The 22,765-nt window shown below is 70.6% G+C and carries 24 protein-coding genes and 1 tRNA gene; 17 read left to right on the top strand and 8 right to left on the bottom strand.

Features of this window, described 5'->3' with window-relative positions:
• Positions 1 to 164 precede the first annotated feature (164 nt).
• Entirely contained in the window at positions 165 to 650 is a 486-nt protein-coding gene (locus tag AB0I54_RS37220; protein ID WP_363300705.1) for a DUF4265 domain-containing protein, read from the top strand.
• Between the two features lie 243 nt (positions 651 to 893).
• Here the strand turns inward: AB0I54_RS37220 and AB0I54_RS37215 are convergent, their stop codons facing one another.
• The 3 genes from AB0I54_RS37215 to phoU all read right to left on the bottom strand — a co-directional run bounded on the left by AB0I54_RS37215 (position 894) and on the right by phoU (position 2,302).
• Complete coding sequence (locus AB0I54_RS37215) at positions 894 to 1,145, bottom strand: SCO4226 family nickel-binding protein (RefSeq protein ID WP_363300704.1); 252 nt, start codon at positions 1,143 to 1,145, stop codon at positions 894 to 896.
• A gap of 130 nt (positions 1,146 to 1,275) precedes the next feature.
• The gene (locus AB0I54_RS37210) at positions 1,276 to 1,431 is read right to left on the bottom strand and encodes a hypothetical protein (protein ID WP_363300703.1); all 156 of its coding nucleotides are present in this window, start codon (positions 1,429 to 1,431) and stop codon (positions 1,276 to 1,278) included.
• Positions 1,432 to 1,612: 181 nt separating this feature from the next.
• Positions 1,613 to 2,302, bottom strand: coding sequence for a phosphate signaling complex protein PhoU (phoU, locus tag AB0I54_RS37205; RefSeq protein ID WP_361616779.1), 690 nt, complete (start codon positions 2,300 to 2,302; stop codon positions 1,613 to 1,615).
• Between the two features lie 223 nt (positions 2,303 to 2,525).
• On the opposite strand from phoU, the gene AB0I54_RS37200 reads away from it, so the two are divergent.
• Positions 2,526 to 3,842, top strand: a complete 1,317-nt coding sequence (locus AB0I54_RS37200) for an ATP-binding protein (protein WP_363300702.1) — start codon at positions 2,526 to 2,528, stop codon at positions 3,840 to 3,842.
• Positions 3,839 to 4,519: a response regulator transcription factor gene (locus AB0I54_RS37195; protein WP_010358452.1), complete on the top strand. Its 681-nt coding sequence runs from the start codon at positions 3,839 to 3,841 to the stop codon at positions 4,517 to 4,519. Before AB0I54_RS37200 ends, AB0I54_RS37195 begins: the two co-directional genes overlap by 4 nt.
• Before the next feature lie 98 nt (positions 4,520 to 4,617).
• Here AB0I54_RS37195 and AB0I54_RS37190 read toward each other — a convergent pair whose 3' ends face one another.
• Positions 4,618 to 5,292 carry a DUF461 domain-containing protein gene (locus AB0I54_RS37190; protein ID WP_363300701.1) on the bottom strand — a complete coding sequence of 225 codons (675 nt, stop codon included), beginning with the start codon at positions 5,290 to 5,292 and terminating at the stop codon, positions 4,618 to 4,620.
• A gap of 594 nt (positions 5,293 to 5,886) precedes the next feature.
• On the opposite strand from AB0I54_RS37190, the gene AB0I54_RS37185 reads away from it, so the two are divergent.
• The 6 genes from AB0I54_RS37185 (at position 5,887) to AB0I54_RS37160 (ending at position 12,440) form a co-directional block, all read left to right on the top strand.
• On the top strand, positions 5,887 to 6,369 hold the full coding sequence (locus tag AB0I54_RS37185; protein WP_003953493.1) for a CarD family transcriptional regulator: 483 nt from the start codon (positions 5,887 to 5,889) through the stop codon (positions 6,367 to 6,369).
• A gap of 344 nt (positions 6,370 to 6,713) precedes the next feature.
• Entirely contained in the window at positions 6,714 to 7,466 is a 753-nt protein-coding gene (gene ispD, locus AB0I54_RS37180; RefSeq protein ID WP_363300700.1) for a 2-C-methyl-D-erythritol 4-phosphate cytidylyltransferase, read from the top strand.
• Positions 7,456 to 7,971: a 2-C-methyl-D-erythritol 2,4-cyclodiphosphate synthase gene (gene ispF / locus AB0I54_RS37175; protein WP_363300699.1), complete on the top strand. Its 516-nt coding sequence runs from the start codon at positions 7,456 to 7,458 to the stop codon at positions 7,969 to 7,971. Before ispD ends, ispF begins: the two co-directional genes overlap by 11 nt.
• A gap of 182 nt (positions 7,972 to 8,153) precedes the next feature.
• The gene (cysS, locus tag AB0I54_RS37170) at positions 8,154 to 9,557 is read left to right on the top strand and encodes a cysteine--tRNA ligase (RefSeq protein WP_363300698.1); all 1,404 of its coding nucleotides are present in this window, start codon (positions 8,154 to 8,156) and stop codon (positions 9,555 to 9,557) included.
• Positions 9,558 to 9,654: 97 nt separating this feature from the next.
• Positions 9,655 to 10,593 carry a 23S rRNA (guanosine(2251)-2'-O)-methyltransferase RlmB gene (gene rlmB, locus AB0I54_RS37165; RefSeq protein WP_363300697.1) on the top strand — a complete coding sequence of 313 codons (939 nt, stop codon included), beginning with the start codon at positions 9,655 to 9,657 and terminating at the stop codon, positions 10,591 to 10,593.
• Between the two features lie 161 nt (positions 10,594 to 10,754).
• Entirely contained in the window at positions 10,755 to 12,440 is a 1,686-nt protein-coding gene (locus AB0I54_RS37160; protein WP_363300696.1) for a DoxX family membrane protein, read from the top strand.
• 96 nt (positions 12,441 to 12,536) lie between these two features.
• Here the strand turns inward: AB0I54_RS37160 and AB0I54_RS37155 are convergent, their stop codons facing one another.
• The 3 genes from AB0I54_RS37155 to ugpC form a co-directional block, all read right to left on the bottom strand.
• A complete protein-coding gene (locus AB0I54_RS37155) occupies positions 12,537 to 13,268 on the bottom strand; it encodes a nucleotidyltransferase family protein (RefSeq protein WP_363300695.1) in 732 nt (243 codons plus the stop codon).
• Between the two features lie 85 nt (positions 13,269 to 13,353).
• The gene (locus AB0I54_RS37150) at positions 13,354 to 13,821 is read right to left on the bottom strand and encodes a hypothetical protein (protein WP_363300694.1); all 468 of its coding nucleotides are present in this window, start codon (positions 13,819 to 13,821) and stop codon (positions 13,354 to 13,356) included.
• A 200-nt stretch (positions 13,822 to 14,021) separates the two neighbouring features.
• Positions 14,022 to 15,158 (bottom strand): sn-glycerol-3-phosphate ABC transporter ATP-binding protein UgpC, encoded by a 1,137-nt coding sequence (gene ugpC, locus AB0I54_RS37145; protein ID WP_363300693.1) that lies wholly within the window; start codon positions 15,156 to 15,158, stop codon positions 14,022 to 14,024.
• A gap of 218 nt (positions 15,159 to 15,376) precedes the next feature.
• Between ugpC and AB0I54_RS37140 the strand changes: the two genes are divergently transcribed.
• A tRNA-Thr gene (locus tag AB0I54_RS37140) sits at positions 15,377 to 15,450 on the top strand.
• 63 nt (positions 15,451 to 15,513) lie between these two features.
• Here AB0I54_RS37140 and AB0I54_RS37135 read toward each other — a convergent pair.
• Entirely contained in the window at positions 15,514 to 17,151 is a 1,638-nt protein-coding gene (locus AB0I54_RS37135) for an FAD-dependent monooxygenase (protein ID WP_363300692.1), read from the bottom strand.
• 211 nt (positions 17,152 to 17,362) lie between these two features.
• Between AB0I54_RS37135 and AB0I54_RS37130 the strand changes: the two genes are divergently transcribed.
• From AB0I54_RS37130 to AB0I54_RS37100, 7 genes are read left to right on the top strand one after another with little or no spacing between them, the layout of a single operon-like run.
• Positions 17,363 to 18,448 carry a SchA/CurD-like domain-containing protein gene (locus tag AB0I54_RS37130; protein ID WP_363300691.1) on the top strand — a complete coding sequence of 362 codons (1,086 nt, stop codon included), beginning with the start codon at positions 17,363 to 17,365 and terminating at the stop codon, positions 18,446 to 18,448.
• A gap of 51 nt (positions 18,449 to 18,499) precedes the next feature.
• Positions 18,500 to 18,970, top strand: coding sequence for a cupin domain-containing protein (locus AB0I54_RS37125; protein WP_363300690.1), 471 nt, complete (start codon positions 18,500 to 18,502; stop codon positions 18,968 to 18,970).
• Positions 18,967 to 20,235: a beta-ketoacyl-[acyl-carrier-protein] synthase family protein gene (locus AB0I54_RS37120; protein WP_363300689.1), complete on the top strand. Its 1,269-nt coding sequence runs from the start codon at positions 18,967 to 18,969 to the stop codon at positions 20,233 to 20,235. The genes AB0I54_RS37125 and AB0I54_RS37120 overlap by 4 nt, the downstream gene beginning before the upstream one ends.
• Entirely contained in the window at positions 20,232 to 21,482 is a 1,251-nt protein-coding gene (locus tag AB0I54_RS37115) for a ketosynthase chain-length factor (protein WP_363300688.1), read from the top strand. Before AB0I54_RS37120 ends, AB0I54_RS37115 begins: the two co-directional genes overlap by 4 nt.
• A 60-nt stretch (positions 21,483 to 21,542) precedes the next feature.
• A complete protein-coding gene (locus AB0I54_RS37110; RefSeq protein ID WP_263210185.1) occupies positions 21,543 to 21,800 on the top strand; it encodes an acyl carrier protein in 258 nt (85 codons plus the stop codon).
• A 1-nt stretch (position 21,801) separates the two neighbouring features.
• Entirely contained in the window at positions 21,802 to 22,281 is a 480-nt protein-coding gene (locus AB0I54_RS37105) for an SRPBCC family protein (RefSeq protein WP_363300687.1), read from the top strand.
• A gap of 22 nt (positions 22,282 to 22,303) precedes the next feature.
• A complete protein-coding gene (locus AB0I54_RS37100) occupies positions 22,304 to 22,627 on the top strand; it encodes a TcmI family type II polyketide cyclase (protein WP_363300686.1) in 324 nt (107 codons plus the stop codon).
• Positions 22,628 to 22,765: the final 138 nt, after the last annotated feature.

Below are 22,765 nucleotides of genomic sequence, written 5' to 3'. Positions count from 1 at the left end.
ACGACCACCAGCGGACAACCGCGGCCGCGTGCGGACGATCAGTGCAGGTGGCGGGCACACCTGCCCAAGGCAGCGCACCCACCCAAGTTCCTTCGGGACGAAGAGGTCACCATCGAAAGGGGTCCCCTCTAGGCGGCTTGTCTCATGCGTGCATCCTGGGCGGCATGACGAGTCCCGGCGGCCCGTATGTGAAGGTGCACTTCCGGCTTGAGATAGAAGACGACTGGCCTCCGGCGTCGGTGGAGAGCCTGTGGGCCGTCGACCAGGGAGACGGCACCGCACGGCTCGACAACATCCCCTGGTTCGTCCGAGGCATCGCCTGCGGGGACGTCGTGGCCACAGAACCCGACGAGGACGGGGTGCGATGGGCCGGCGAGGTGGTTCGGCGTTCGGAGAACTGCACCATCCGCCTCATCGTGTTCCGTGACGTCGGCTCGGGCCCGGCACGGCAGAGCGTGCTCAACGCGTTTCAGCAACTTGGCGTCAACGGCGAGGGCATAGAACGGTTCGGCATGGTGGCCCTGGACGTTCCGCCCACCGCTGATCTCGCCAAGGTGCAGAGGCTGCTCAACCACGGCGTAGCCGAGGAGTGGTGGGACATGGAAGAGGGGTGCATCACGGCGCAGTGGCGGGCCACTTCCGCTGGCTGAAGCCGATCACGTGGGCCAGGGCTGGGCCGTCCCTGGGCCGTCCGAGGCCGATCGACAGTGGCCAACAACGACCAATGGCGACCCCTGAGTCATGGCGGACCAGCGCCGGGAGGGGGCTTTTCGCTGCGTTGGGGGCCGTCTCTGCCCGGTCGACCGCCGACGCATGACCAACGACGCCGGATCGCATGTTGATCATCCGTTGACCTTGACGACAGATGACCCAGGCCCGGGGGATCGGGGGCTTCACCAGATCGACAGTGGTACCGGGTGGATTTCGTCCGCCCGGTGGCCCGTGCGTTCGTGGATGCGTTGGATCGCTTCGGGTGAGGGGGCCTCGGACAGGCAGTAGACCGTGCCGGACTCGGGGTCTGCCCAGGCGCGTTCGAAGTGCACGCCCTCGTCCTTCTCTATGGCCTGGTCGGCATCGTGGGCCTGCTGCAGTTGTTCGGCGGTGATGCCCTTCCACCCGTGGTGGACGTCCATGAACTGGGGCATGGCCTTGCACCTCTTTCCTGCTTCCTGCCCGCTGGCACCCCTTCATGCTGCGCCTCAGCGGCGCGTACGGCGAAAGCCCCCGGTGCCAGTGAACACCGGGGGCCTTCGTCGTCGTATCGGATGTGAGGCGTCAGCCGCACTGGCAGGGGTTGCCCGACTGGCACCCGCAACCACAGCCCGAGCCGCAGCCGCACGCGGCGACGAGCGGGAGGCTCCTGGTCTCGGTGGGCTGGTCGGTCTCGCGCTGCTGGGTGGGGTCGGGCGTGGTGCTGGGCGATTCGGCCATGGGTCCCCTCCTGGAGGCTAGGGCCTGGTGCCTTTGCCCATTTCATGCCCGGTCTGCCGGGCGCATCAACGGCGCACAGTGGCGTTCATGCGCCCGGTGCGGGCAACGCGCGCGGCATCGAGCAACCCGCGCGCGACACCCGGGCAGCCGTGAATGTCGTCTGCCGGCCCGCCCGGGAGGGCTACGCCCCCTCGACCCCCGTCACCGGCTGGATGTCGGCCTGGATGTCGTCCGCGTGCTCGCCCGTCACCAGGAACACCACGCGCTTGGCGACCGCCACCGCGTGGTCGGCGTAGCGCTCGTAGTAGCGGCCGAGCAGGGTGACGTCGACGGCCGTCTCGATGCCGTGCTTCCAGCGCTCGTCGATCAGGTGCTGGAAGAGGGTGCGGTGCAGCAGGTCCATCTCGTCGTCGTCCTGCTCCAGCTGGAGCGCGAGGTCGACGTCCTTGGTGATGATGACCTCGGCCGCCTTCGCCATCAGGCGCTGGGCGAGCTGGCCCATCTCCAGGATCGTGGCGTGCAGGTCCTGCGGGACCGCGCGCTCCGGGAAGCGGAGGCGGGCGAGCTTCGCCACGTGCTGGGCGAGGTCGCCGGAGCGCTCCAGGTCGGCGGACATACGGAGCGACGTGACGACGATCCGGAGATCGGTCGCCACCGGCTGCTGACGGGCGAGCAGGGCTATCGCCCGGCCCTCGAGGTCGTGCTGGAGCTCGTCGACCTTCTTGTCCGCCTCGATCACGCTCTCGGCCAGCTTGAGGTCGGAGTCCAGGATGGCCGTCGTGGCGCGCCCGATCGCCGATCCGACCAGCCGGGCCATCTCCACCAGTCCGTCGCCGATCGAGTCCAGTTCCTCGTGGTACGCGTCCCGCATCAGGGTTCCCTCTCGTACGTGTTCTTCGGGGGGTCCGGGGGCCGGGGCCCGTGGCGAAACCACCGGTACGAACCCCACGCTCCCACGTTCCGGCCCCCACGCGTCCGTTTCTGCCACCTCAAATGAACCATCACTGGCTCCAAGGTGAACTCTGGGCGACGAGTGTTCGAGCTCGCACCTCGACGGCTGTGGGGATGTCGTACGTCATGCCTAACCTGGATGCATGGACGTGAACGCGGCGGTCGCCGCAGCGGCAGCGATCGCCGGGGTGCTCACCGGTGTCATCGCCATGCTGGCGTTCCGCTGGAGCGAACGCGACCAGAAGCGACCGACCAGGACTTCTCTGCACACCGACCCCGTGCTGCCGCCGGGCGTGGACACCGTGCTGTCCGTGCTCCGGTCCTCGGCGGTCGTCCTCGACGAGGGCGACGCCGTCGTCAAGGCGAGCTCCGCGGCGTACGCCCTCGGGCTGGTGCGCGGCGGCAAGCTCGCCGTCGAGCCCATGCTCCAGATGGCCCGGGACACCCGGCGGGACGGCGAGATACGCCAGGTAGAGCTGGATCTGCCCAGGCGGGGCACCGGGCGGGGCGAGGCCCTCGCCGTGTCCGCCCGCGTGGCACCGCTCGGCTCCCGGCTCGTGCTGCTCCTGGTCGAGGACCTCACCGAGGCCCGCCGGATCGAGGCCGTGCGGCGTGACTTCGTCGCCAACGTCAGCCATGAGCTGAAGACACCGGTCGGCGCGCTCTCCCTGCTGTCCGAGGCCGTCATGGACGCCTCGGACGACCCGGAGGCCGTACAGCGCTTCGCCGGTCGCATGCAGATCGAGGCCACCCGGCTGACCAACCTGGTGCAGGAGCTCATCGACCTCTCCCGGGTCCAGAACGACGACCCGCTGGAGGACGCCGAGCCCGTCCGGGTGGACGAGCTGGTCGCCGAGGCCATCGACCGCTGCCGCCACCAGGCCGGTGCGAAGCAGATCACCATGGCCGCCGGCGGCACCGCCGACCTGCATGTCTGGGGCAACCGCGGGCAGCTCGCCGCCGCCCTCGGCAACCTCGTCGAGAACGCCGTCAACTACTCCCCGGCCCGTACCCGCGTCGGCATAGCCGCCCGCCGGGTCAGCGCATCCGGCGGCGACATGATCGAGCTCGCCGTCACGGACCAGGGCATCGGCATCTCCGACAAGGACAAGGACCGCATCTTCGAGCGTTTCTACCGCGTCGACCCGGCCCGCTCGCGGGCCACCGGAGGCACCGGTCTGGGTCTCGCGATCGTCAAGCACGTGGCCGCCTCGCACGGCGGGGAGGTCACGGTGTGGAGCGCCGAGAACCAGGGCTCCACTTTCACCCTGCGGCTGCCGGAGGCGGGCGTGGCCCGTGACCGCGCGCTGCAACACCCCGACCTCGACGAAGAGGCCGGACCCACCGCACAACCGTCCCCCGCGTCCTCCCACTCGGGCGCATCCCACCCAGCCGCATCCCACGAATCCCCCGACTCAACCGCGTACGAAACGCTTCCCGCCCCGGAGGTCCTTCCGTGACCCGAGTGCTCGTCGTCGAGGACGAGGAGTCCTTCTCCGACGCCCTGTCGTACATGCTCCGCAAGGAGGGCTTCGAGGTCGCCGTGGCGGCCACGGGCCCCGACGGCCTCGACGAGTTCGAGCGCAACGGCGCCGACCTCGTCCTCCTCGACCTGATGCTGCCGGGGCTGCCCGGCACGGAGGTGTGCCGCCAGCTGCGCGGCCGCTCCAACGTCCCGGTGATCATGGTGACCGCCAAGGACAGCGAGATCGACAAGGTCGTCGGCCTGGAGATAGGAGCCGACGACTACGTCACCAAGCCGTTCTCCTCGCGGGAGCTGGTCGCCCGCATCCGCGCCGTGCTGCGCCGCCGCGGTGAGCCGGAGGAGGTCACCCCGGCCGCCCTGGAGGCGGGCCCGGTCCGCATGGACGTCGACCGGCACGTGGTGACGGTCTCCGGCTCGAAGGTGGACCTCCCCCTCAAGGAGTTCGACCTCCTGGAGATGCTGCTGCGCAACGCCGGCCGCGTCCTGACCCGTATGCAGCTCATCGACCGCGTCTGGGGCGCCGACTACGTCGGCGACACCAAGACCCTCGACGTCCACGTCAAGCGCCTGCGCGCGAAGATCGAGCCGGACCCGGGCGCGCCGCGGTACCTGGTGACGGTGCGTGGTCTGGGCTACAAGTTCGAGCCGTAAATCGTCCACGTGGACTGACGCGAGTGAAGGGCGGCATCCCCTCGGGGGTGCCGCCCTTCACTCGTGCGGATGGTCGTGCGGACGGGTCGTACGGCCGATCAGTGGCCGGACGGCGTGGCCGACGCCGACGCGGAGTCGCTCGGGGTGGACCCGGTGGCGGACTCCGTCGCGGTCGCGGTGGCCGACGAGTGCTTGCCCGGCTTGGCGCTCGTGGACGCCGAGGCGCCCGCGGCGGCCGTGGGCGTGGCCGAGGAGGTCGGGATCTCGCTCGGGCCCCAGTCGGTGAAGTAGTGCGTGGCCGGGACGACGAAGGCGCGCAGGCTCACGTCACCGGTCTTGCTGAAGGTGAAGGTGATCTTCTGGGCGTTGCCGTCCTGGACCGACTCTCGGCTGCTCGCCAGCACGGCGGAGGCGTTGTTCTTGCCGCCGATGACGAGCCGGCCGCCGGCCGGGATGGTCAGCGATCCGCCCTTGGCGGGGGAGAGCTGCGCGGTCTTGCCGGTGCCGGGCAGGACGAGCGACTGCAGGGTCTGCGGGGTGGTGCCGGTGTTGAAGACGGTCGCGGAGATCACGGCCGGACCGGTGGACTGCAGATCGGGCTGCGTGATGACGGTCGCGTTCTGCACCTTGATGGGGCCGACGCTGGTCGCCGCGTTGTCCGGCTTGACCTGCAGCGTCTGAGAGTCGTTGCCGGCACCGCATGCGGCGAGCGAGGCGATCGAGAAAGCGATGGCGGAGGCGGCGAGGGCGCCGCGTCGAAGGCTGCTGCTCACGGCGGCGGCAACTCCTTGAACGCGCGGGCGGCCTTCCTTATAAAGCCACCCTAAGTGTCTGTCAGCGGCCATAGGTTACCGAGCCGTTCCGGAGCGCTCGCACCCGACCCTCCCCCAACCTCACACGCTTCGCTCGTGCAGGGGGTACCCGGGGGCCACAAGTGACCCCCGAGTCACTTTGACTCCGGGCTCGTACGGCATTCACATAAGGCGTCCCGCAAAATTTCCGTGAAGGAATGCGAAGCCGCCCCGGAATTGATCACGTACGGCTCAGTCGGCCACCCGTGATCAATTCCGGAAACGTCTCGTACCCGACTCAGGCCATCCGAACGGAGTAGCGGAAGTCGCACGCTTGGGACCGGACAAATGTGGACGTTCGACCACTTGGAGGGGCCTCCGGATGTGTGTAACGTACGCGTTTCACCTCGCCCGAAGAGCCGCTCCGACCTGCGAATACCTGCTTCCGCCGACCTTCCGAAGCACGTTCCTGTCGCTGTTGTCAAGCCCCGAGATATGCCCTGACCTGCGAAAACGCCATTCAGAAGACGCCGTATCCGTGTTACCCTGGATAGCCACGGAAGGGGTACCTGTCACATGACGTTCAAGGTTGGCGACACCGTGGTCTATCCCCATCACGGGGCCGCGCTGATCGAGGCCATCGAAACTCGCCAGATCAAAGGCGTGGACAAGACCTACTTGGTGCTGAAGGTCGCCCAGGGTGACCTGACGGTGCGTGTGCCAGCGGACAATGCTGAGTTCGTGGGCGTGCGTGATGTGGTCGGTCAGGACGGGCTGGACCGGGTCTTCGAGGTGCTGCGCGCGCCGTACGCCGAGGAGCCCACGAACTGGTCTCGTCGTTACAAGGCAAATCTGGAGAAGCTCGCCTCCGGCGATGTCATCAAGGTCGCGGAAGTCGTGCGTGACCTGTGGCGTCGTGAGCGCGAGCGCGGACTCTCCGCCGGTGAGAAGCGCATGCTCGCCAAGGCCCGCCAGATCCTGGTGAGCGAACTCGCTCTCGCGGAGAACACGAACGAGGACAAGGCCGAGGCCCTGCTCGACGAGGTCCTCGCGTCCTGACGCGAAGCCGGCTGCGCCCGCTCTGCTCAGCACAGTGAAATGCCGCGGTGCCCGATGACGTGACTTCTGTCGCCGGGCGCTGCGGCATGTTCGTACCCGGATGCCGGATGCCGGATGGCGTACGTCTGTCACGTACTCGGATCCCCATACTCTGACCGCCCGGTCGAAATCGAGTATCGGATCGATCGAGTATCAAGTCGAAGGGATTTCCCCCCGATACATGGCGTGCCGGGCCCGGGCAGCTGGCTCGACCGGTGTCACGGAAGGGTCCGGTCGGGGCGTCGCGCCCGGCACTTCCCAGGCCATACCCACGTAGGCCGAGCACACAAACCTGACAGGAACCGATGTCTGACGATTCGCGCCCTTCGCCCGCGGAGTTGCGTACGGCCGCGGTGATTCCGGCCGCCGGCCGGGGCGTACGCCTCGGCCCGGGCGCCCCCAAAGCGCTCCGCGCGCTGAACGGCACTCCCATGCTCATCCACGCGGTACGCGCGCTCGCCGCCTCCCGTGCCGTCTCCCTGGTCGTCGTCGTGGCCCCGCCGGACGGCACCGCCGAGGTCAAGTCGCTGCTCGACGCGCACGCGCTGCCCGAACGGACGGACTTCCTGGTCGTGCCGGGCGGCGACTCCCGCCAGGAGTCGGTGAAGCTGGGGCTCGACGCGCTCCCGCCCGACTACGGCATCGTCCTGGTCCATGACGCGGCCCGTCCGCTCGTGCCCGTGGACACCGTGGACGCGGTGATCGAGGCAGTACGTGACGGAGCTCACGCCGTCGTCCCCGCGCTGCCGCTCGCCGACACCGTCAAGGAGGTCGAGCCCGCGGCGGTGCCCGGCGAGCCCGAGCCGGTGCTGGCCACACCCGAGCGCGCCCGGCTGCGCGCCGTACAGACACCGCAGGGCTTCGACCGGGCGACGCTCGTACGGGCCCACGAGACCGTCACCGACGACGTCACCGACTGCGCCGGCATGGTCGAGCGGCTCGGGGAGCCGGTCGTGGTGGTCCCCGGCCACGAGGAGGCCTTCAAGGTCACCCGTCCGCTGGACCTGGTCCTCGCGGAGGCGGTCCTGGCCCGCCGGAGGCTGAACGATGGCTTCTGACCCGGTGCTGCCCCAGGTCGGCATCGGCACCGACATCCACGCCTTCGAAGAGGGCCGCGAGCTGTGGTGCGCCGGCCTGAAGTGGGAGGGCGAGGGGCCGGGCCTGGCCGGTCACTCCGACGCGGACGTCGTCGCGCACGCCGCGTGCAACGCGCTCTTCTCCGCGGCCGGCCTCGGCGACCTGGGACAGCACTTCGGCACCGGGCGCCCGGAGTGGTCGGGCGCGTCCGGCGTCACCCTGCTCACGGAGGCGGCCCGGATCGTCCGCGCGGCGGGTTTCCGCATCGGCAACATCGCGGTCCAGGTCGTCGGCCCTCGCCCCAAGATCGGAAAACGCCGGGACGAGGCCCAGAAGCTCCTCTCGGAGGCGGCCGGCGCCCCGGTCTCGGTGTCCGGGGCAACGACGGACGGCCTGGGCTTCCCGGGCCGGGGCGAGGGCCTGATGGCGGTGGCCACGGCGCTGGTCGTCCGGGTGGACCGGCCCACGAGTCCGTCCGGCGACTGAGGACGCGAGCCACGACCGAGGACGCGAGCCACGACTGAGGAAGCGAGCCACAGCGCACCGGCACGACCACGCACCAGCAGTTGCACGAAACCGCCGCCGAACCGCCGGAGGCAACGTCACGAAATCGTGGCCCTTCGGCGGTAGGTCGCAAGGCACTCCCCGTCGCCCACTACCCTGGAGTGGTGACTATTCGGCTGTACGACACCAACGCCCGGCAGATCCGTGACTTCGCCCCGCTCACGCCGGGTTGTGTCTCGATCTACCTGTGTGGTGCCACCGTGCAGTCGGCGCCGCACATCGGGCACATCCGCTCGGGCCTCAACTTCGACATCATGCGCCGGTGGTTCGCCCACCGGGGCTATGAGGTGACGTTCATCAGGAACGTCACCGACATCGACGACAAGATCATCGCCAAGGCCCACGAGCAGAACCGGCCCTGGTGGTCCATCGGGTACGAGAACGAGCGCGCGTTCGACGACGGCTACACGGCACTCGGCTGCCTGCCGCCGACGTACGAGCCCCGCGCCACCGGCCACATCACCGAGATGATCGAGATGATGCAGGGCCTGATCGAGCGCGGCCACGCCTACGCGGCGGACGGCAACGTCTACTTCGACGTGCGCTCCTTCCCGCGGTACCTGGAGCTGTCCCGGCAGGAGCTCGACAACCTGCTCCAGCCCTCCGGCGAGGGCGAGACCGGCAAGCGGGACCCGCGCGACTTCGCCATGTGGAAGTCCGCCAAGCCCGGCGAGCCGACCTGGCCGACGCCGTGGGGGGACGGGCGCCCCGGCTGGCACCTGGAGTGCTCGGCCATGGCGCACAAGTACCTGGGCTCCGCCTTCGACATCCACGGCGGCGGCCTCGACCTGATCTTCCCGCACCACGAGAACGAGATCGCCCAGGCCAAGGCCTACGGCGACGACTTCGCCCGGTACTGGGTGCACAACGCCTGGGTCACCATGGCCGGCGACAAGATGTCCAAGTCGCTGGGCAACAGCGTCCTGGTCTCCGAGATGGTCAAGCAGTGGCGTCCCATCGTGCTGCGCTACTACCTCGGCACCCCGCACTACCGCTCGATGATCGAGTACAGCGAGGAGGCCCTGCGCGAGGCCGAGTCCGCGTTCGCGCGGATCGAGGGCTTCGTGCAGCGCGTCGTCGAGCTGTCCGGGGGCGTCGTCGAACCGTCCGCCGAGGTGCCGCCCGCGTTCGCCGAGGCGATGGACGACGACCTCGGTGTCCCACAGGCACTGGCCGTCGTGCACACCACGGTCCGGCAGGGCAACTCCGCACTCGCCGCCGACGACAAGGAAGCCGCCGTCGCCCGCCTCGCCGAGGTGCGCGCCATGCTCGGCGTCCTGGGTCTCGACCCGCTCGACCCGCACTGGGCCGGCGGCGGCGCCGACAGCAAGGAAGACCTGCACGGCGTGGTCGACAGCCTCGTACGACTGGTCCTCGACCAGCGCGAGGCGGCCCGCTCCCGCAAGGACTGGGCCACCGCGGACGCCATCCGCGACCAGCTCAACCAGTCCGGTCTGGTCATCGAGGACAGCCCGCAGGGGCCGCGCTGGAGCCTCGGCCCGCGCTGAGGCCACCTACGGTCCGATGATCGATTGTGCCGCCCGGGTGTCCGGGCGGCACACTGCATATACACGTACGCACGCTTTCGTAGAGAACAGGTAGGTCATGGCCGCGAACAACCGCCGCATGTCCGGCAAGAAGGGCGCGCAGGTCGGCAGCGGCGGCCAGCGGCGCCGGGGCCTGGAGGGCAAGGGCCCCACCCCGCCCGCCGAGATGCGCAAGGGACACGCCAAGCAGCGCGCCGCGAACGCGAAGGTGCGCCGCGCCCAGGGGCGTCCGCAGCAGCGCCGGGGCGGCAAGGCGTCCTCCGAGCTGGTCGTCGGCCGCAACCCCGTCGTCGAGGCGCTGCGCGAGGGCGTGCCCGCGAGCACCCTCTACGTCCAGCAGTTCATCGACAACGACGAGCGCGTCCGCGAGGCCCTGCAGCTCGCCGCCGAGCGCGGGGGCATCAACCTCATGGAGGCCCCTCGCCCCGAGCTCGACCGTATGACCAACGGGCTCAACCACCAGGGCCTGGTCCTCCAGGTCCCGCCGTACGAGTACGCGCACCCCGAGGACCTCGCCGACGCCGCCTACGACGAGGGCGAGGACCCGCTGATCGTCGCCCTCGACGGGGTGACCGACCCGCGCAACCTCGGCGCCGTCGTCCGCTCCGTCTCCGCCTTCGGCGGTCACGGCGTCGTCGTGCCCGAGCGGCGCGCGGCCGGCATGACCGCCGGTGCCTGGAAGACCTCCGCCGGTACGGCGGCCCGTACGCCCGTCGCCCGCGCCACCAATCTGACGCGCGCCTTGGAGTCGTACAAGAAGGCCGGGATCGTGGTCGTCGGCCTCGCCGCCGACGGAGAGGCCGAACTCGGTGACCTGGAGGCCCTTCAGGGTCCGGTCGTCATCGTCGTCGGCAGCGAGGGCAAGGGCCTGTCCCGACTGGTCGGCGAGACCTGCGACTTCCGGGTGCGGATCCCGATGCCGGGCGGCGCGGAGTCGCTCAACGCCGGTGTGGCGGCGGGGATCGTGCTGTACGAGGCCGCTCGGCGCCGGAGCTGACGACGGGCCGGCGAAGAGCCGGCAGCGGTTGCGGGCGCGCTTGAACGCGCGTCCGCAAGTTCACCCGTACGGGCTAAATCCGGCGTCCAGGACAACCTTGACGCGGTCCGGACAGATCCGACTGGTCAAAGCAGTGTCCTAACACCACGTCACTCGGTTAGATGAGTGTGGACACCAGAACACCCCGCACACCCACGGGGGACCGCTCGTCGGGATTCGACGACGCTCCCGCGCTGAGCATGGTGAAGGTGCCGAGCGATCCGGCGCAGGTCATCGTCAATCACGCGAGCTTCCGCGTGCAACTGGGCGTATCGACGCGGCGTACCCAATCCCCGCGGGTCGCACGGCACTTGAGCGCCACCGAGCACACCGCCCGGATCCCGGTCGTCGGCACGGCGGGCACAGCGGCCCAGGCCCCGCGCCGGCGACGCCCCGTCGTCTGGAGCGGCAGGTCCGCCCCCGACGACACCGGCGCCCACCGGCTGCTCCAGGCCGTGCGGGGCGGCAGCGTCCGCTACGCCGACGACCCGTCCGTCGACGTCGGGGCCACCCGCGTCATCCCACGCGTCGGTCTCGGGGGCGGTTACGGCGACGTCGGTTACGACGACTTCGACCGCACCGCCGAGACCCCCGTCGTCGGCCCCCAGCGCGCGCCCGCCGCCGGCGAGAACCGGCTGCTGCCCCCCATGCGGCCCGTGGGCAGCGCCTACGACGAACCGGGCTACGGCGAACGCGGTTACGACGAACACCCCTACGCCGACGACGAGTTCGAGGACTACGGGGAGCTGGTCGAGGCGCCCCCCGTCCCCCGGACCAGGCGGCACGCCGAGGACCCGGCCCGGCACGCCTACTACCCCGGCCGCAGGCTGAACCTCGGCGTGGTCCTGCTCCCGCTCCGGATCTTCCTCGGCTTCATCTCCATCTACGCCGGCATGGGCAAGCTCTGCGACCCCGTCTACTTCGACGGCGGCAAGCGCGGCTCCATGGTGAAGTGGCTCAACACCCTGCACCCCTGGGAAGTCGCCGAGCCGCTGCGGCAGTTCGCGCTCCAGCACCCCGTCGGCTCGGGGCTCGTCATCGCCTTCCTCCAGGTCGTCGTTGGCGTCCTCACGATCCTGGGCTGCTGGCAGCGGGTGGCCGCCGTCTTCGGCGCGCTGCTGTCCGCCGCGCTCATCGTCACCGTCAGCTGGAAGACCGTCCCGGCCTACGACGCCCCCGACATCATCTACCTGGCCGCTTGGTCCCCGCTGATCATCGCCGGCGCCCCCGTCTACTCCGTCGACGGCCGTCTCGCGGGCCGCGCCTGGCGCACCCTCGGACCGCGCTCGGACATCTGGGACCTGCGCCGCTACGTCCTGCGCCGCGGCGCCCTGATCACGGCCGTCACCGTCGGCCTCACCCTGCTCGTCGGCTCCCTGCTGGGCGGCGCCGTCCGCGACTCCAGCCGCGTGGTCGTGCCGGGCCCCGGCGAGGCCCCGCGCAACAACCTGCCGGGCTCCCCGCTCCCGGACGGGCCCGCCAAGCAGCGCCAGAAGGCTCCGGCGGCCTCCACCCCGCCGTCCGGCGGCGCCACGGCGTCCACCTCGCCGTCCAGCGCGGCTACGACCCCGGGCGCGGCCCACTCGTCCGGCGCCGCCACCGGTGGCGCCCCCAGCCAGACCCAGGGCACCGTGGGCCAGGCCCCGCCGCAGCACACCTCCCCGGCCGGCCGGGCCCCGAGCACCACCTCGGGCCCCACCTCCGGCGGCGCGGCGACGGGCGGCACCGGCTCGACCGGCGGCACGGGCAACGGCGGCGGCAGCACGTCCTCGGGCCAGCCGGGCCTGGTGGGCGGCCTGCTGGGCTAGGCCCTGCCGGACCGGCATCCAAAGGGGCCCCGCACCACGAGGTGCGGGGCCCCTTTCGGCTTACGGGACGACAGCGCGCCCCTTACGACCGAACGGTCACCGCCCCAGGGCGGCCAGCTCCTTCGCCGCCTCCGTCAGGTCCTTCGCCGTGTCGATGGCCCGCCAGTACGCCCCCTGCGGGATCGGGAAGCCCGCCAGCCGCCGCTCGCGCGCCAGATGCGGGAACGTGGTCCGCTCGTGGTCGCCCCGCTCGGGAAGCAGCCCGGCGAACTCGGGCGAGAACACATAGACGCCCGCGTTGATCTCGAAGGTCGACGGCGGGGCCTCGATGAAGTCCGTGATGTGCCCGAAGCCGTCCGTCTGCACGGCGCCCCAGGGAATGCGCGGCCGTGCCAGCGCAAGGGTCGCGACGGCGTCGCGCTCGGTGTGGAAGTCGGCCATCTCGCGCAGCGAGAAACGGGTCCAGATGTCGCCGTTGGTGGCGTACCAGGGCCGGTCCGGGCGGGGCAGATGGGCAGCCGCGTACTTCAGGCCGCCGCCGCGGCCGAGGGGTTCCGTCTCCACGACGGTGGTGACCTCGACCGGCAGGTCGGCCGAGTCCAGCCACTTCTGCAGGACCTCGGCGAGATGGCCGCAGGAGATCACCACGTCCGTCACGCCCTCCTCGGCGAGCCAGGACAGCTGGTGGCCGATGATCGGGGTGCCGGTGCCGGGGATCTCGACCATCGGCTTGGGCCGGTCGTCGGTGTAGGGGCGCAGCCGTGAGCCCTGGCCACCGGCCAGGATGACGGCTTGAGTGGGGCGCGACGCGGCGTTCGGATGGGTCATGACCGAACTGTACGTGGCGCCCCGCTCGTGACTTTCGCCTGCAACCGTTCCTTAATCAGCCATTACCGAGCTCCAACCGCCGCGGTCAGCTGTGCGCGGCCAGGACGCCGGAGGCGAAGGAGGTGTCGCAGACCGGGCGGGCGTACGCCTGGGCGCGCGAGGCGCCGTACATACGGACGGCGGCGCGGCCGAGGGCGCGGGCGATGGAGGTGCAGTGCCTCGCGAGCGACGGGTGGCCGTTGACCGCCTGCTGGAGGTGGGTGAGGACCTCGCCCGGGTTCTTCTCCTGCAGTTCGGTCATCAGCTGGTCGCGCAGCACGTCCTGCGGGGCGTGGGAGACGGCTCCGGCCCGGGCGGACGACACCTCCGCCGAGGAGACGTCCGAGGCGGTGAGCACCGAGTTCCGGGGGCTCCCCGTCCAGTTGACTCGGGTGACCGCGAGGGTCCCGGAGAGCACCAGGACGACGGGCAGGACAAGGGCGAGGGTGCGGCCGATCCGGCGGGCAGGACCCCGGTGGCCGCGTCGCGTCTGTTGGGTGGTGGAGTGCTTCACGCGTGTGAGGGTAGCGCCCAGTGATGATTTGGCGACATTTGGTCACCGTTTCGAGGGACGAAGTCGTGCCCCCTCAAGGGTGACGGGTTGACGTACGCCGATCGAAATGAACTGTCTTGCCGGGGTATCCGGCGACGACGGAAAGGGCCCCGCAGCGGTCTGCGGGGCCCTCGTCGTCAACCTGGGTGAATCGTCCGAGGTCAGTCGGAGAGACGCTCGCCCGTGGAGGTCGAGAACACGTGGGTCTCGCCCGGCCGCGGCACGACGTGCAGCTGCGCGCCCTTCTCCGGGACCTGACGGCCGTTGACGCGGACCACCAGGTCCTTCGTCTGGCCGCCGACCTCGGCGGTGCCGTAGACGTAGCCGTCGGCGCCCAGCTCCTCGACGACGTTCACGGAGACCGCGAGACCCGCCGGGGCGTCCTCGGTGTCCTTGGACAGGGCGGAGGCGGCGCCGCCGTTGTGCTCGACCACGTCGAAGTGCTCGGGGCGGACGCCGACCGTGACGGTGCGGTCACCCTTGTCGGAGGCGGCCTTGAGGGCCTCGCGGTTGACCGGGACGACGCTGTTGCCGAACTTCACGCCGCCGTCGGTGATCGGGACCTCGACCAGGTTCATGGCGGGGGAGCCGATGAAGCCGGCGACGAAGAGGTTGGCCGGGCGGTCGTACATGTTGCGCGGCGAGTCGACCTGCTGGAGCAGACCGTCCTTGAGGACCGCCACGCGGTCGCCCATCGTCATGGCCTCGACCTGGTCGTGGGTGACGTAGACGGTGGTGATGCCGAGACGGCGCTGCAGCGAGGCGATCTGCGTACGGGTGGAGACACGGAGCTTGGCGTCCAGGTTGGACAGCGGCTCGTCCATGAGGAAGACCTGCGGCTCACGCACGATGGCGCGGCCCATGGCGACACGCTGGCGCTGACCGCCGGACAGGGCCTTCGGCTTGCGGTCCAGGTACTCGGTGAGGTCGAGGATCTTCGCGGCCTCCTCGACCTTCTGCCGGATCTCCGCCTTGTTGACGCCGGCGATCTTGAGCGCGAAGCCCATGTTGTCGGCGACGGACATGTGCGGGTAGAGCGCGTAGTTCTGGAACACCATGGCGATGTCCCGGTCCTTCGGCGGCAGGTGGGTGACGTCGCGGTCGCCGATGCGGATGGCGCCGGCGTTGACGTCCTCGAGCCCCGCGAGCATGCGGAGCGAGGTGGATTTGCCGCAGCCCGACGGGCCGACCAGGACGAGGAATTCGCCGTCCTCGATCGCGATGTCGAGACCATCGACGGCGGGCTTGGTGGAACCCGGGTAGATCCGGGTCGCCTTGTCGAACGTGACAGTGGCCATGGTGAATGGGCCCCCTTCTACCGGCAGGAACGTGCCGGACGATCCGAGTAGGAAGGTGGTTGGTGTAGTCCACAAGAGTGCACTGGGTCAGGACGGTACCTGGCGTTCACCGGTCTGTCAGTAGCCGGAGGACTGTGAACTTCGCGGAAATTTTCGCCGAGCCGCCCCGGGGACCTGGGTACACTGCACGGGCACGTACGCACCACGCACGCGTGCAGGCCTCCTTAGCTCAGCTGGTCAGAGCGCCGCTCTTGTAAAGCGAAGGTCGTCGGTTCGAATCCGACAGGGGGCTCTCCACGGCGAAGGCCACCCGCGGATTTCCGTGCGGGTGGCCTTCTCTGTTCGTGGGGCGGGGTCAGTCCGTGCGCAGGAGGGTCGCGAGGACCTTGCGCAGGGCCGCCTCCGGGTCCGGTACGGCGCCCGGTGCGCGCCAGGCCACGAATCCGTCCGGGCGTACCAGGACCGCTCCGTCGGCCGTGGTGCCGTGGACCCGTGCCCAGTCGTCGGTGTCGGAGTCGTGGGTCAGGTCGGCGTCGGGGCCCGGGCCGATCCGGTACGCGTCGAGCCGTACTCCGTCCCGGTCGGCGACACGGCGGGCGGCGGCGTGCCAGCCCGCGTCGTCCGGTGCGTCGGTGAGCAGGACCAGTGAGCGCTCGTAGAGGTCGATCGTGGAGATCCTCTCGCCGCCGCGGTGCAGCCACATGTGGGGGGCCCGGCTGCCGGGCTGCCCTGCGAGGTCCATGCCCTCGGGCACCACCGGCTGCGCCGGGTCGGCGTCGATGACGGCGCCCTTCGGGTAGCGGTAGCCGAGGACGACGGGCAGGATGCCGCCCTTCTTGTTGCCCACGCCGGGGCTCGGCGAGAAGCCGGGGTGGCTGTGTTCCACGGAGCGGGCCGAGGCGCGGGCGCTGGTGGCGGCGGCCACCGGGCGGCGCTCGGTGTCGTAGGTCTCCAGCAGGTGCGGGCCCGCCCAGCCCTCCAGCACGGCGGCTAGCTTCCAGGCGAGGTTGTGCGCGTCCTGGATGCCGGTGTTGGAGCCGAACGCGCCGGTGGGGGACATCTCGTGGGCGGAGTCCCCGGCGAGGAACACCCGGCCCTCCCGGTACCGGTCGGCCACGCGCTCGGCGGCACGCCAGGACGCCTTGCCGGTGAGCTCCACATCGAGGTCGGGGACGCCGACCGCACGGCGGATGTGCCGGGCGAGCCGGTCCTCGGTGAAGTCGTCGAGCGTCTCGCCGCGCTCGGGGTGCCAGGGCGCGTGGAAGACCCAGCGCTCCTTGTTGTCGACGGGCAGCAGGGCGCCGTCGGCCTCGGGGTCGGTGAGATAGCAGCAGATGAAACGCCGGTCGCCGACCACGTCGGCAAGGAGCTTGGATCGGAAGGTGACGCTGACATTGGCGAACAGCTCGCCCGGCCCGCTCTGGTGGATGCCGAGCCGGCTGCGGACGGGGCTGCGCGGGCCGTCGGCGGCGACGAGGTAGTCCGCGTGGACGGTGTAGCGCTCCTCGCTGCCGCGGTCCCGGACGATCGCCGTCACCCCTTCGGCGTCGTGCTCGAAGGTCTCCATCTCATGGGAGTAGCGCAGGTCGCCGCCGAGTCTGCGGGCGCCGTCCAGGAGTACGGGCTCCAGGTCGTTCTGGCTGCACAGGCACCACCCCGTGGGGCTGAACCTCGCCAGTCCGCCACTGGGGTCGATGTGTTTGAACAGCCATTCCCCGGCGTCGCCGACCAGCGTGGGGGCCTGCAGGATGCCGTGGTTGTCAGAGAGCAGTGAGGCCGCCGTATGGATGTCCGGTTCGATGCCGGCGACCCGGAACAGCTCCATCGTCCGGACGTTGTTGCCGCGTCCGCGTGGGTGATGGGAGGTCCCCGAGTGCCGCTCGACCAGCATGTGTCGCACACCGAGACGGCCCAGGAAAAGGGACATGGACAGGCCCACCAGGGAGCCGCCCACGATGAGGACGGGGACCCGGTGGTCGGCTTTTCGAAGCATCGAAGCCTCCAGAGGCAGGGGTGCGCGCATGAGGCGCCTGTGAGGTTCCATGCCCTCTCGGGCCTTGTGGGAGCGCGTCGGCGCGCCCAATCACCCACGTGGTTCATACGAGTCGCGCACTGCTGGGGACCGGCACAGGATCAAGGAACGCTGACGTCGCGTCACCCGCGGCCGACGTCCGCCCCTGCCCCGTGAAGGAGATGTCCGCAGGATGACCACTACGTCTGAGCGTGTTTCAGAAACGCTGTCGCGACAGGTGTCGAAAGTCTCCCAGTCCGTGTTCGACGGCTCCCGGCTGAGGGTCGTCCTGCTGGTCGACGTGTACGACGGAGCCCAGCAGCAGTTCCTGGAGGCCTACGAGCAGCTGTGCAACCAGGTTGCGTCCGTGCCCGGCCATGTCAGCGACCAACTCTGCCAGTCGATCGAGAATCCATCCCAATGGCTCATCACGAGTGAGTGGGAAAGTGCTCCGCCGTTCCTCGCCTGGGTGAACAGCGAGGAACACGTGCGGATGGTGCAGCCGCTGCACAGCTGCGTCCGGGACACCCGGTCGCTGCGCTTCCACATCGTCCGCGAGACCGGCGGCGAGGCGGCGGGCAGCACCAGGGCGGCGCAGCGCCGGCTGCAGGCCCAGCCACGGATCGGCGACGGCGTCATCCGCCACGCCCTGACCTTCACGGTCAAGCCGGGCAGCGAGCGGGAGGTCGCGAAGATCCTCGCGAACTACGCCTCGCCCGAGGCCCGGGTCGATGCCAACACGCAGCTGTGCCGCACCTCCCTGTTCATGCACGGCAACCGGGTCGTCCGGGCCATCGAGGTGCGCGGCGACCTGCTCGCGGCGCTGCGCCACGTGGCCCGGCAGCCCGAGATCCGTGCCGTGGAGGAGGCCATCAACCCCTATCTGGAGCAGGAGCGGGACCTCAACGACCAGGAGTCGGCGCGGGTCTTCTTCACCCGGGCGGCGCTGCCCGCCGTACACCATGTGACGGCGGACGAGCTGCACGACGGCGAGCGGCACGCGCTGTACTACCCGGCGAAGCCCGGTGACGGCATGCGGCTGGCCGAGCTGCTCGCCCAGCACGACGAGGCGGCGGCGGAGGACCCGGCGAGCCCGGTCCTGCGCAGCACGATCTTCCAGCGCGACGACGTCGTGGTGCGGCTGGTCGATGTGCGCGGCACCGGCGGTGCCGATCCCGCCCTGCCGGAGTTCGCGCAGGCCGGCGAGCTCAAGAAGCTCCTCTATGGCGCCGCGGTCCGCATGGACCTCATCACCGACCGCCGTTCGCCGGACGCCTGACCCGGTGGCCACGCCCCTTTGCCGACGCAGCACACCCATCGGAGGAACGTCGTGATCAAATCCCGTCCGAGAATCGTGGACCTCAGCGAGGTCGAGCCCAATGTCCGGCGCGGCGGTGATCTGCGCGCCATGCTCACCCCGACCACGGTGGGATCGACCAGCGGTTTCATGGGAGTGGCCATCGTGCAGCCCGGCGACCGCATCGGTGAGCACTACCACCCCTACTCCGAGGAGTTCGTGTACGTCGTCTGCGGGCGGCTGGAGGTGGACCTGGACGGCGAGCCGCAGCCGCTGCAGCCGGAGCAGGGCCTGATGATCCCCGCCCACATGCGGCACCGCTTCCGCAACGTCGGCAATGTGGAGGCGCGCATCGTCTTCCACCTGGGCCCGCTGGCGCCGCGTCCGCAGCTGGGCCATGTCGACACGGAGGAGACCGAGGTCATCGGTGCCGCCGCGGTCGTCACGGAGGGAGCCGGGGCGGGCGCCGACCGCACGGCCGACCGAGGTCGGGTCCGGTCATGACCCGGCGCGTGGCGGTCACCGGCATAGGCATCGTGGCTCCGGGCGGGATCGGCGTACCGGCGTTCTGGGATTTGCTCGCCAACGGCCGGACCGCGACGCGGGGCATCACGTTCTTCGACCCGACAGGCCTGCGTTCGCAGATAGCCGCGGAGTGCGACTTCGACCCCGTGGCGCACGGCCTGGACGCCGAGCAGATCGAGCGGGCGGACCGGTACATCCAGTTCGCCCTGGTGGCCGGGGACGAGGCCGTCCGGGACTCCGGACTCGACCTCGCCGGGGAGAACCCCTGGCGGGTCGCGGTCTCGCTGGGGACCGCGGTCGGCGGCACCACCCGTCTGGAGCACGACTACGTCCTGGTCAGCCATCGAGGGCAGCGCTGGGACGTGGACCACCGGGAGGCGGAACCCCAGCTGCACCGGGCGTTCTCGCCCAGCACGCTGGCCTCCGCGGTGGCGGAACGCTTCGGCGCGCAGGGGCCGGTGCAGACCGTCTCCACGGGCTGCACCTCGGGCCTGGACGCGGTCGGATACGCCTTCCACACCGTCGAGGAGGGCCGGGCCGACATCTGCATAGCGGGCGCGTCGGACTCGCCGATCTCACCGATCACCATGGCGTGCTTCGACGCGATCAAGGCCACGTCGCCGAACAACGACGACCCGGCACACGCCTCCCGGCCCTTCGACAACAACCGTGACGGGTTCGTCATGGGCGAGGGCGGCGCGGTGCTCGTCCTGGAGGAGCTGGAACACGCGCGGGCCCGAGGCGCGCACGTGTACTGCGAGCTCAGCGGCTACGCCACCTACGGCAACGCCTACCACATGACCGGCCTGACCAGTGAGGGCCTGGAGATGGCCCGGGCGATAGAGGTCGCCCTCGACCACTCCCGGCTCGACGGCTCCGCGATCGACTACGTCAACGCGCACGGCTCGGGCACCCGGCAGAACGACCGTCACGAGACGGCGGCCGTGAAGCGGGCGCTCGGGGAGCACGCCTACGGCACGCCCATGAGCTCCATCAAGTCCATGGTGGGGCACTCCCTCGGGGCGATCGGCGCGATCGAGGTCGTGGCCTGTGTGCTGGCGCTGGCCAAGCAGGTCGTGCCGCCGACCGCGAACTACGAGACCCCCGACCCCGAGTGCGACCTGGACTACGTCCCGCGCGTCGCCCGCGAACGGAAGCTGGACAGCGTGCTCTCCGTGGGCAGCGGGTTCGGCGGGTTCCAGTCCGCGGTGATCCTGACCCGTCCCAGGGAGAAGGCACGATGAGCGCACCCCATGAACGGCGCGCGGCCATCACCGGCATCGGTGTGGTCGCGCCCAACGGAACCAGCACCGACACCTTCTGGAAGTCCACCCAGGAAGGGCTCAGCGTCCTCGACCGGATCACCCGTGAGGGCTGTGGGCAGCTGCCGCTGAAGGTGGCCGGCGAGGTCCGCGCCTTCGACCCGGCGGCGGCGGTCGAGGAGCGCTATCTCGTCCAGACCGACCGGTTCACGCACTACGCGATGACCGCGGCCGACCTGGCACTGGACGACGCCCGGCTCGGGTCGGCCGACACCGCCGACGCGCCCTTCTCCATCGGCGTGGTCACCGCGGCCGGCTCCGGCGGCGGCGAGTTCGGCCAGCGGGAGCTGCAGCGACTGTGGGGAAAGGGAAGCCGGTTCGTCGGCCCGTACCAGTCCATCGCCTGGTTCTACGCCGCCAGCACCGGTCAGATCTCCATCCGCCGCGGATTCAAGGGCCCGTGCTCGGTCGTCGCGGCCGACGAGGCGGGCGGTCTGGATGCCGTCGCCCATGCGGCGCGGGCCGTGCGGCGCGGCACCGACGCGATCGTGGCCGGCTCGACCGAGGCGCCGCTGGCCCCGTACTCGATGGTCTGCCAGCTCGGCTACGAGGAGCTGAGCACCGTCGACGACCCGACCCGGGCCTACCGTCCGTTCACCACCGCGGCCTGCGGATTCGTGCCCGCCGAGGGCGGCGCGATGCTCATCGTGGAGGCGGCGGACGTGGCGCGCGAACGGGGCGCCCGGGTCCGGGCGCTCGTCGCGGGACATGCGGCGACGTTCACCGGGGCCTCCCGCTGGGACGAGTCCCGGGTGGGGCTCGCCCAGGCCGTGCGGGGAGCCCTGGACGAGGCCGGCTGCGACCCCGAGGAGATCGACGTCGTCTTCGCCGACGCCCTCGGGGTGCCGGCGGCGGACCGCGCCGAGGCGCTGGCCATCGCCGACGTCCTGGGCGGGCACGGCAGGCGGGTGCCGGTCACCGCGCCGAAGACCGGCATCGGCCGGGGCTACTGCGCCGCGCCCGTGCTGGACACCGCTGCGGCCGTGCTCGCGATGGAGCACGGACTGATCCCACCCACCCCCAACGTCTTCGACGTCTGTCACGACCTCGACCTCGTGACCGGCCGCGCCCGCGCCGCCGAACTGCGCACGGCGCTGGTCCTCAGCCGGGGACTCATGGGGTCCAACTCGGCGCTGGTGCTCCGGCACGGCGCCGCCGACGCCTCGTAGCGGGGCGCCTCGTCGCGGGGAGCGCCGCAGCACTGCCTCGCAGCAAAGGAGAGGAACCACATGACTGCCCAAATCACCGTGGAAGAACTGGCCGGGCTCATGAAGAAGGCGGCCGGGGTCACCGTCGCCCCGCAGGACCTCGAACAGCAGAGCGACGTGGGCTTCGACGTCCTCGGCATCGACTCGCTCGGCCTGCTCGGCATCGTCGGCGAACTGGAGAACCGTCACGGCACGCCGATGCCGCCGGACGCGGAGCGCTGCAAGACACCCCGGCAGTTCCTCGACCTCATCAACAGCACTCTCATGGCAGGAGCCTGACATGGCCGGACACACGCAGAACGAGATCACCATCGCCGCACCCCTGGACCTCGTCTGGGACATGACCAACGACCTGGACAGGTGGCCGCAGCTGTTCAGCGAGTACGCGGCCTGCGAGGTCATCTCCCGGGAGGGCGCCAAGACGACCTTCCGGCTGACCATGCACCCGGACGAGAACGGCACCGTGTGGAGCTGGGTCTCGGAGCGGGAGCCGGACCGCGACACCCTCACGGTCAGGGCCCGTCGGGTCGAGACCGGGCCCTTCGCGTACATGAACATCCACTGGCAGTACGAGGAGGTGCCCGCGGGCACCCGGATGGTGTGGACGCAGGACTTCGAGATGAAGCCGGACGCCCCGGTCGACGACGACTGGATGACCGACAACATCAACAAGAACTCGAAGGTCCAGATGGCCCTGATCCGGGACAAGATCGAGAAGGCCGCCGCCGGCCACCGGCCCGCGCCGGCCCTGGCCGACTGAGCCGGACGGAGGACACAGTCCGATGCACCAGGCCCTCATCGTCGCCCGTATGGCCCCGGGTTCGGCCCCCGACATCGCCAAGGTGTTCGAGGAGTCCGACCGGGGAGAGCTGCCGCACCTCGTCGGTGTCGTGCGGCGCAGCCTCTTCCAGTTCGGCGATGTGTACATGCACCTCGTCGAGTCCGAGCGCGAGCCCGGCCCGGCCATCGCCAAGGTGACCGAGCACCCCGAGTTCCGGGACATCAGCGAGCGGCTGTCGGCGTACGTCAGCGCGTACGACCCGCAGACCTGGCGCTCGCCGAAGGACGCCATGGCCCGCCGCTTCTACCTCTGGGAGCGCCCCTGAGCCGTCCGGCCCACCCCGAACGGCCACCGGTCGCCGGGCCCGCAGCGTCGCGGCTCCCGCCGCCCGGGGGCCGGGGGGGGGGGGGGGGCGGGGCCCGGGGGGGGCCCCCGGGAGTAGGGGCGGGGCCCGGGGGGCGAA

Origin of the sequence: Streptomyces sp. NPDC050625 (genome assembly GCF_040654755.1) — a bacterium.
Classification (GTDB): Bacteria; Actinomycetota; Actinomycetes; order Streptomycetales; family Streptomycetaceae; genus Streptomyces.
This window is presented reverse-complemented; position numbering and strand designations above follow the sequence as displayed.